Source organism: Streptococcus sp. HMSC034E03, assembly GCF_001811505.1.
Classification (GTDB): domain Bacteria; phylum Bacillota; class Bacilli; order Lactobacillales; family Streptococcaceae; genus Streptococcus.
Window position 1 is genome coordinate 48,062 of record NZ_KV804997.1, and the last position, 9,025, is coordinate 57,086.

General features: G+C 36.5%; 9 protein-coding genes. 3 read left to right on the forward strand and 6 right to left on the reverse strand.

What is annotated here, in order from left to right; translation table 11 throughout:
* Positions 1 to 101: 101 nt before the first annotated feature.
* Positions 102 to 860, reverse strand: a complete 759-nt coding sequence (tpiA, locus tag HMPREF2805_RS08235) for a triose-phosphate isomerase (RefSeq protein WP_075232122.1) — start codon at positions 858 to 860, stop codon at positions 102 to 104.
* A 117-nt stretch (positions 861 to 977) separates the two neighbouring features.
* Entirely contained in the window at positions 978 to 2,345 is a 1,368-nt protein-coding gene (rlmD, locus tag HMPREF2805_RS08240) for a 23S rRNA (uracil(1939)-C(5))-methyltransferase RlmD (protein WP_075232123.1), read from the reverse strand.
* A 55-nt stretch (positions 2,346 to 2,400) separates the two neighbouring features.
* Here rlmD and HMPREF2805_RS08245 point away from each other — a divergent pair, with 55 nt between their 5' ends.
* The 3 genes from HMPREF2805_RS08245 to HMPREF2805_RS08255 all read left to right on the forward strand — a co-directional run bounded on the left by HMPREF2805_RS08245 (position 2,401) and on the right by HMPREF2805_RS08255 (position 4,582).
* Positions 2,401 to 3,174 carry an aminoglycoside 3'-phosphotransferase gene (locus HMPREF2805_RS08245; protein ID WP_075232124.1) on the forward strand — a complete coding sequence of 258 codons (774 nt, stop codon included), beginning with the start codon at positions 2,401 to 2,403 and terminating at the stop codon, positions 3,172 to 3,174.
* A gap of 9 nt (positions 3,175 to 3,183) precedes the next feature.
* On the forward strand, positions 3,184 to 3,960 hold the full coding sequence (gene recX / locus HMPREF2805_RS08250; RefSeq protein WP_075232125.1) for a recombination regulator RecX: 777 nt from the start codon (positions 3,184 to 3,186) through the stop codon (positions 3,958 to 3,960).
* A gap of 88 nt (positions 3,961 to 4,048) precedes the next feature.
* The gene (locus HMPREF2805_RS08255) at positions 4,049 to 4,582 is read left to right on the forward strand and encodes a nucleoside tri-diphosphate phosphatase (protein ID WP_049504712.1); all 534 of its coding nucleotides are present in this window, start codon (positions 4,049 to 4,051) and stop codon (positions 4,580 to 4,582) included.
* Between the two features lie 324 nt (positions 4,583 to 4,906).
* Here HMPREF2805_RS08255 and HMPREF2805_RS10800 read toward each other — a convergent pair whose 3' ends face one another.
* From HMPREF2805_RS10800 to HMPREF2805_RS08280, 4 genes are all read right to left on the reverse strand, one after another.
* Complete coding sequence (locus HMPREF2805_RS10800; RefSeq protein WP_083301312.1) at positions 4,907 to 5,794, reverse strand: Rgg/GadR/MutR family transcriptional regulator; 888 nt, start codon at positions 5,792 to 5,794, stop codon at positions 4,907 to 4,909.
* A gap of 18 nt (positions 5,795 to 5,812) precedes the next feature.
* Positions 5,813 to 6,580 (reverse strand): class I SAM-dependent methyltransferase, encoded by a 768-nt coding sequence (locus HMPREF2805_RS08270; RefSeq protein WP_075232126.1) that lies wholly within the window; start codon positions 6,578 to 6,580, stop codon positions 5,813 to 5,815.
* A gap of 294 nt (positions 6,581 to 6,874) precedes the next feature.
* Complete coding sequence (locus tag HMPREF2805_RS08275; protein WP_000567559.1) at positions 6,875 to 7,642, reverse strand: epoxyqueuosine reductase QueH; 768 nt, start codon at positions 7,640 to 7,642, stop codon at positions 6,875 to 6,877.
* Positions 7,643 to 7,709: 67 nt separating this feature from the next.
* Positions 7,710 to 8,909, reverse strand: coding sequence for an MFS transporter (locus HMPREF2805_RS08280; RefSeq protein WP_075232127.1), 1,200 nt, complete (start codon positions 8,907 to 8,909; stop codon positions 7,710 to 7,712).
* Between the last annotated feature and the right edge of the window lie 116 nt (positions 8,910 to 9,025).

A 9,025-nucleotide genomic window follows, 5' to 3' on the forward strand; every position in this document is an offset into this window, starting at 1 on the left:
AAATGCAGAAAAGAGCGTGCTTTCGCACGCCTTTTTACTAAAAAGAAGACAGGCAGTCTTAACCTCGAGGGAGGGAACTGTCTGTCTCAGATATTTGAAGCTTATTTTACAAAGTCAAGCAATGCCAAGAAGCTTTCTGGATCAAGTGATGCACCACCAACAAGAGCTCCGTCAACGTCTGGACAAGCCATGTATTCTGCAACGTTTTCAGGTTTAACTGAACCACCGTATTGAACACGTACTTTATCAGCTACTTCTTGACCAAAGTCAGCTGCTACAACGTCACGAACAACTTTACACATTTTTTGTGCATCGTCTTGTGAAGCTGATTTACCAGTACCGATAGCCCAGATTGGCTCATAAGCGATAACTGATGAAGCTACTTGTTCTGCAGTCAATCCTGCAAGAGCAGCTGAAACTTGAGCACCTACGAATTCAGCAGCTTTTCCTGCTTCGTAAGTTTCAAGAGACTCACCACAACAGATGATTGGAAGCATACCGTTCGCAAAGATTGCTTTTGCTTTTTTGTTGATGTCTTCATCTGTTTCGTGGAAGTAGTCACGACGCTCTGAGTGACCGATCACAACATAGTCAGTACCGATTTCTTTCAAAACTTGTGGGCTAGTTTCACCTGTGAAAGCACCTGCATTTTCAAAGTAGCAGTTTTGAGCAGCAACTTTAAGGTTTGAACCTTTAGCAGCAGCAAGAACAGTTGTCAAATCAAGAGCTGGAGCTGCGATACCTGCTTCAACAAGGTCTGCTGAAGGAAGTTTTGATGCTACAGCTTCAACGAATGCTTTTGCTTCTTCTGGGTTTTTGTTCATTTTCCAGTTACCAGCGATAAATGGTTTACGTGACATTTCACATACCTCTTTTTTCATTTTATTTTCTACTTATTTTATCATATTTAAAGATAGCTTGCAAATCTTACTCTGTAACTAGAAGTCTTCTTTTCAAAAACTTTCCAGTTGCCGTTTTTATCTAGAAGCTGGCTTTCTCCTGGTTAATTTGACCACTGCTTCTGTTCTAGCCGTGTGTGGAAACATATCAACAGACTGGATATAGTGTAGATCATAGACCTCTACCAGACGGACTAAATCACGCGCCAAGGTAGACACATTGCAGGAAACATAGACCATCTTTTCAGGAGCGTATTTGACGATAGTATCCAAAAGCTTGTCATCTAAACCTGTACGTGGCGGGTCCACAATCAAGGCATCAGCACGATAGCCTTCCTTGTACCAACGAGGGATGATTTCTTCTGCAGTTCCTACTTCATAGTGAGTATTGGTATAACCCATGCGCTTAGCATTTTCTTTGGCATCCTCAATAGCTTCTGGAATAATATCCATCCCTCTCAGACTTTTAACTTTTTTGGCAAAGGCAAAACCAATGGTTCCAACACCACAATAGGCATCAATCAGATGGTCATTCTCATTTACGTCCAAGGCCTTAACGGCTTCACTGTAGAGGACTTCAGTCTGTTCAGGATTGAGCTGGTAAAAAGCTCGAGGTGAAAGAGAAAATTCATAGTCTAATACACCCTCACGTATACTATCTTGACCCCAAATAATCTCAGTCTTGTCCCCATAAATCTCACTAGTTTTAGCAGTATTGGTATTGACTGCGACAGTCACTACTTCAGGATAATCCTTGACTAAATCTTTCACAAATTGAGTCAGATTTAATTGACGATTGGTCACAATGATAATCTGAACTTGCCCAGTTTTCCGTGCTCGACGAACCATGATGGTTCGAACTCCAAGGATTTTCCGTTCATCCGTAATCGGAATTTGATGATAGGTCAAGAGTTCAGCAATGCGATTGGCAATAGCTTGCGTTTCCTTGTCTTGGACTAGGCAGTCTTTTAACTCTACCAAATAATGGGAATTTTGAGCATATAATCCCGCCTTAACTTGGCCTTTAAATTTTCGAGTTTGGAATTGTAGTTTAGCTCGATAATACTTGGGTTCCTGCATACCAATAGTTGGTCTGATCTCATAGTTTTCGTAGCCTGCAGGTTCAAATTTCTTCAGAGCTTGATGAAGGAGATCTGTTTTGAACTCCAGCTGCTTGTCATAGTGCAGGTGCATGATTTGACAGCCTCCACACTCATTATAAATGGTACAGTCTGGAACCACTCGAAACTTAGATTTTTTATTGACCTCAAGCAGTTTGGCCTCAACATAGTTACGCTTAACAGAAGTTACCTGACAATAGATATCTTCACCCTTGAGGGCACCTGGAACAAAAACGAGGGTTTTCTGGAAAAAACCAATTCCTTCCCCGTTAATCCCCATGCGCTTGATTTTTAATGGAATTTTTTGTTTGACTTTTAGATTCATAAGTCTATTATACCACGTAGTTTCTCAATGGTTAAGAATATGTTACAATAAAACCATGAATACAAAGATATCTTTTTCCTCATTGGATTTTCCTGAGCAATTACGAACTTATATAGAGGAGGCAAGCCTTTCTGACAGCTCTTCTCATTCAAGCGCAAGGGTCCTTTATCTTGACTCAGGTTACTATTTAAAAATTGATCAAAAGGGAAGATTAGAGCGAGAAGCTAGCATTGCGAGTTGGTTTGAACAAGAGGGAATAGGAACTCCTGTTATCGACTATTTATCTACGGATAAAGACTATCTTCTGACAAAAGAAGCCATTGGCCGTGATGCTCTCGCTTTTTTAGATCAGCCAGAAAAAATCTGCCTAACAATGGCAGAGGCTCTTAAAAAGCTTCACAGCTTAAACCCACACAATTTTCCATCAGAAAATCATTTACAGATCTATAAAGACAGAGTCTTTAAAAACTATGAAAAAGGGGAGTTCTATGCCAAGGCGCTCCTAGCCCAATTCCAGATTAGCAGTCGCGAAGAGGCCTTCCAACTCATCCAAGAACAAGGGCACCTTTTAAAGACAGATGCCTTCATTCACGGGGACGCCTGTCTACCGAACTTTATTCTAAAAGATGCTAGCCATTTCTCTTGCTTCATTGATCTTGGTTTGGCTGATTTTAGTGATCGGCATATCGATCTCTTTTGGGCAATTTGGTCCCTCAATTACAACTTAAAAGATCCCAAATATGCTGAACTATTTCTCGACTATTACGGGAGAGAGCTGGTTGATAGCAACAAACTTCGACTCGTTGCTGCCTTTGAAGCATTTGGGTAAGAGGAAAACATGAAAATCACAAAACTTGAAAAGAAAAAAAGACTCTATCTGCTCGAACTTGATAGCGACCAAACCTGCTACATTACAGAGGATACCATTGTTCGCTTTATGTTAACAAAAGGGAAAGAGATCTCAGCTGAGGAACTAACTGAGATTAAATCCTTTGCGCAATTTTCCTACAGTAAAAATCTAGCTCTCTACCACTTATCCTTCAAGGCCCGTACTGAAAAAGAAGTTAGAGATTATCTTGCCAAACATGAAATTGATGAGAAAATCATCTCCCAAGTCATTCAGTCTCTAAAGAATGACAACTGGATCAATGACCGCCAATATGCACAAGCTATCATCAATTCCAATCAGCTTTCAGGAGATAAGGGAAGCTATATGCTGATGCAGAAGATTTCTCAAAAAGGAGTTGCTAAGGCCGTTATCCAAGACGTCTTACAAGAATTTGATATGACGGAAGTCGCAGAGCGCACAGCTAAAAAACTATTGAAAAAATACCAGGAGAAATTACCTGCCCGTGCTATACAGGATAAGATTATCCAAGGCCTAACCAATAAAGGATTTTCCTATACAGAAGCCAAGTCTGCCTTTGATCAACTAGATAACCAGGTCGATGAAGAAACTATTCAGGAGCTAATTTTTAAAGAATTGAATAAGCAATACCCAAAATACTCACGGAAGTATGAAGGATACGAACTGAAACAACGTTTGACCCAAGTTTTAGCTAGAAAAGGTTATGATTTTTCGGATATAGCCAGCGCTCTCAGAGAATATCTTTAATTTTTTCATAAAAAAACTAAGAACTTTAAATAAAAATGTGATATAATAGTAAATGATAAACTTATAAATTGTAGAAAGTTGGTTAGTTATGAAACTTCCAAAAGAAGGCGACTTTATTACAATTCAAAGTTATAAGCATGATGGAAGTCTCCACCGTACTTGGCGGGACACCATGGTACTAAAAACAACAGAGAACGCTATTATCGGCGTCAACGACCACACACTTGTTACCGAAAGTGACGGTCGTCGTTGGGTAACTCGAGAACCGGCTATTGTTTACTTTCACAAGAAATATTGGTTTAATATTATCGCTATGATTCGGGATAATGGTATCTCCTACTACTGCAATATGGCAAGTCCTTACTATCTAGATGAAGAAGCTTTAAAGTACATTGACTATGATTTGGATGTTAAAGTTTTTACAGATGGTGAGAAACGCCTCTTGGACGTTGAGGAGTATGAACGACACAAGCGAAAAATGAAGTATTCTTCTGACTTAGACTATATTTTGAAAGAGCATGTCAAGATTCTTGTTGATTGGATTAACAATGAACGAGGCCCCTTTTCAGAAGCCTATGTCAACATTTGGTACAAACGCTACGTAGAACTAAAGAATCGGTAAAGTTGTCAGAGGTCAGGATTAAAATCCTGACCTCATTTTTTGGGTAGTGTAAAATAAGTTGTGTAAACACAAAAAGGAATAAATCCATTATGATAGAATTCGCAAGATATACAAAATAACTAGATATACTAATACTTTTTTAATGTCTTTGTTCCTTGTAAGTTTACAACAATCTTCTAGCATCTAATACAAAAAATAAGAAGATGATTAGCATAAAAAATACAGGTCACCTTCCTATCAAAAAATTTAGTTATTGTATTTCCGCATAGCATCAATCCTATAGTACAATCTTTGGAAAAAATGACTTAACAGAGAAAATGCTATTTAATCTACCAGCTCATTTAATCGTTTTTGAAAATATAAAGCAATATTTTTAGACTCAATAAACTCAAAATATTTAATGATATTTTGCATTTGCTTAATTCCAGATTCTTTAGATTCTGTCAGGTATATTTTATATCCTTCTACAAATTTGAATGTAGATTTTTCAAAAACTTTTGTGTCATCTTTTAATAATTCTTTTAATTTCATTTCAAAGTAGTCTGCATATATTAGATGTGAATTCTCAAGGCAGGAGAACCAAAAATTTAAACAAGCTGACACAACTAAATTTCTATTCTTGCCAATTTTTTCGTAATAATGTGTACGCTCTAGTATTTCTTTTCCGACCATGTAAATATAATCTATTTCAAAAAGATGATATAAATTACCAATCAGCGTTATCTCATAGGACTCCCATCGTTCCTTCTGGAATAAATAGTCATATACTAAATTTAGATCTTCTCTACTAACTATATGATTACAATCTATATGATTACAATCTATATGATTACAATCTATTTGATTTAATAATCCCTGAACCATAATTGTATTTATTCTATGAATTTTTCCCCCACTCTTTTCAAAAAGTTTTTGTTGCTCATTTTTTATTTCCTCCAACCCTTTAGTATTCAAACTATAAAAATTTGGAGATAAATTAACCAAAAAATCATCAAGCTCCGATCTTTTATAATGTTCTAAGTAATTACAAAAATTCTCTATCGAAACATTGATATTTGATAATAATTCAAAAAACGTTGAGAGAGAAATTTCATTTTCTCCCCTTTCAAATCTAGAGAGTTGAGATTTTGATATAGAATCAGATGCAGCATACTCTAAAGAATATCCGTTTAATTTTCTAAAATATCGAAAAGCTTCTCCGTAATTTTTCATACTTTCGTTCCCTTAACTTTATTTTCGAGCGATAAACATACCATATTCTTTAGGAATGATCAACATACCATTATTAAACTCACTTTCCAATCTTTTACGTATTATTTCCTCTTCTAGTGAACCTATTTCTGAAATTCCTTTAAACGATTGGATGTATTTAACTAGGTCATCTATACTAGTTACCTGTAACTCATCATCATAGAGTAATGTATCGACAGAGTTAAAATACCTACTCAGGTACATTTTACCATTTTGTAAAGTAAACGTTTTATTTTCTAAATCTTGATCAACTTCATCTCTAAATAAACTTGCCAAATAATCTACAACCCCATTTTCACCAAATGTAGCACAGTAAAAAATGCCTCCTGTTTTTAAGACCCTATTCACCTCAGAAAGAGCTTTAGGAATATCTTTCACATGATGTAGAAGCATATTAGCAATAACAATATCAAAGGTTTCATTCTCAAAAGAAATCTTTTGAATATCCATTATTTCATAGTTGACATTGTCTCTATTTCCAATTACTGACTTCGTTGTTTTTACCATATCTTGAGAAAAATCTGTAACAACCAACTGCTTCATTTTATCTATAGAATCACTATTACTTTTCCACAGTTCTCCTGTACCACATCCTAATTCTAGCACCTTTACTTCATCAGTGATTTGATAGTTAGAAAATATCCAATTATTAAATCCCAGTTTATTTTTTGAATACTTCTTATGCAATTCTACTCGAATATCAAGATTATCATGACTTTTATATTGTTCAATTACTTTATCAATCATTCTGAATGACCTCCACTCTATAATTTGACATTATATCACAAGAATAAATACAGCGTTAAATAAGTTGTATAAATGCAAAAAAGGAATAATTTTACCACAGTATTGAACTATTTTGGGGTCTTCTATACTCCAAAAAACACTTTTAACCTAAACTTCATGTTTATCCACAAATCTTAAGTCTCAACTGATTTATTGAATTCACGCAAGACACGGACTAAAAATTTAAAGATTGATCCATCTATTTCTATCCCAGTACATTTAAACGAAAACCTGCCACATTAGGCAGGTTTCCCTTTAAATATCTAACTTCGTAACAGTGAACTTGATATGCGAATAGTCTTTTTCGATATCCTTATCTACCATAAAGGCAGTTGCATCCTTCTTGACCTGCACCAAGTCGATATTCTGGGCTTGAGCTGCATAGACACAACCACAGTAACATTGGCGATAAATATCGTACTCTTCACACATTTCTACAGAGCGTTTATAGCCTTGATTTTTCTTAAAGTCGCTCGGAAGATAATGAGTTGTGTAGATTTTCTGCACATCAATCCCGATACTATTGATGGTTTGTGAATTTTTGTGAGGACTGATAGTCAGGGCAGAACCGAAGTAATCAAATCCTAAGTCCATGGCCACCTGTGCTGTCTTATCCAGACGATAGTCAAAACAAACCTTGCAACGATCGCCACCTTCAGGTTCTTCTTCCAAACCTCTGACCAGCTGACGGTATTCGTTGGGTTCATAGGGTGCTTCTAGATATTGAACCTTGTTGCCAGTTCGTTCATTGAAATCACTAACAAACTTTTTTGTCACATAGGCACGCTTGTGATACTCAGCTTTAGGATGGATATTTGAATTAGCAAAATAAATAGTCACATCCGCATACTTGGTCAAGTACTCTAGAGTGTAGGTGCTACAAGGAGCACAACAGACGTGCATGAGAATGGTTGGTCTTTCTTCATTTTTTTCCCAAACTTGAACCATCTTTTGCATGACACGGTCATAGTTGATCTTTTGATTGGGATTCATCTTACTTAGAATTTCTTCTACATCGATCATACTCTTCTCCTTTTCCTCTTGCTATTGTACCACAGGATGATCCTTTGGGCAATTAGGTTTTCGTTCTTTACTCAGTTTTTAAGTCCTTGTCCAATACCTTGCCCATCCTTTTTAGACCGATTATTAGGATAGGGTAGGTTAAAAGCAAGATAAGACCTAGAACTAAAAATACAGCTACAAGACCCCAACGATCGATCAACCAACCTGTCAGTGGAAATATAACAATCATGGAAAGACTAAAGAGCATAGAATTGATACTAAGCATAGTTGCTCTTACACTGGAAGGTAAATAACCTTGTAAGTCATTGAAATAGATTGGTTGATAAACTGCATAAAGTGTATCAGTTAAAAGATATACAAGAAGAAAAGCAAAGGGGGTCCCTAAAAACACCAACAACAAGGCCAAGCCCGTTAGTGCAACAAGAGTCGGAAAAACTCGATTACTATTCCATTTTTTACCGATTTGACTAGCTACATAAACCGCTATAAGATTTAACCCACTACCAATAAGCATAACCAGTGAAACCTGCCATCCTGCTAAGTCACTTATTTTCTGCTGATAATAAAAGTAAAACATACACATGAGTGTCCCGACTAGCTGGTAAGTCAGCATCCAGTAAAAGAGTACTGGTTTTTCCTGCCATTCTTTACGAACTTGCTGGACAATCATTTTAAAGGTTAAGACTTCATTTTTCTCTCTCTTAGCCATTGGTTCTTTCATAAAATAAATCAAAATGATAGACAGAAATGAAAATCCTATGGCAATCAGATAGGTCCAGGCAAGTGCTCCGTGAATGAAGAAGCCTGCCACAACTGTACCTAGAGTTCGAGTAACTTCTGCCACACCAGACAAAAAGCTAGAAATCTGAAGATAACGGTCCTTTTGACCTGCTTCAACTGTTGAATCATATAAGAAAGCGGTACTGGTCCCCGAATCAAAATTATAAGACCAAGCGTTGACCATCATAGCAAAAGCATAAATCCAAAAATTCCCCTGACCAAACAAAATCAAGATAGAGGATACAATACTGGCCAAGCGAGCCAAATAGAGATTGGTCTTGTAGCTAAATCGATCGGCCAACATACCAGATGGGATTTCACATAAGAGACTTGTCCCATGAAAGATACTCTCTAATAGACCGATTTGAAGTAAGGAAAGACCATTTTGGATAAAAAATAAAATCCAAAAACTGGTGATTCCAAAATAAGAAGTGAATTCCAGACCTGCTAGGAGTGGAATATTGCGTTTGTAAGTTCTTTTAAACATCGTTTTCTCTCTTTCAATATATAATATGAGTTTTTCTAAAAGACTTACTTAGAGTTGCCTACATTTTCTCCACCTCTTTCATTTAAAGTAATACTCAATGAAAATCAAAGAGCAAA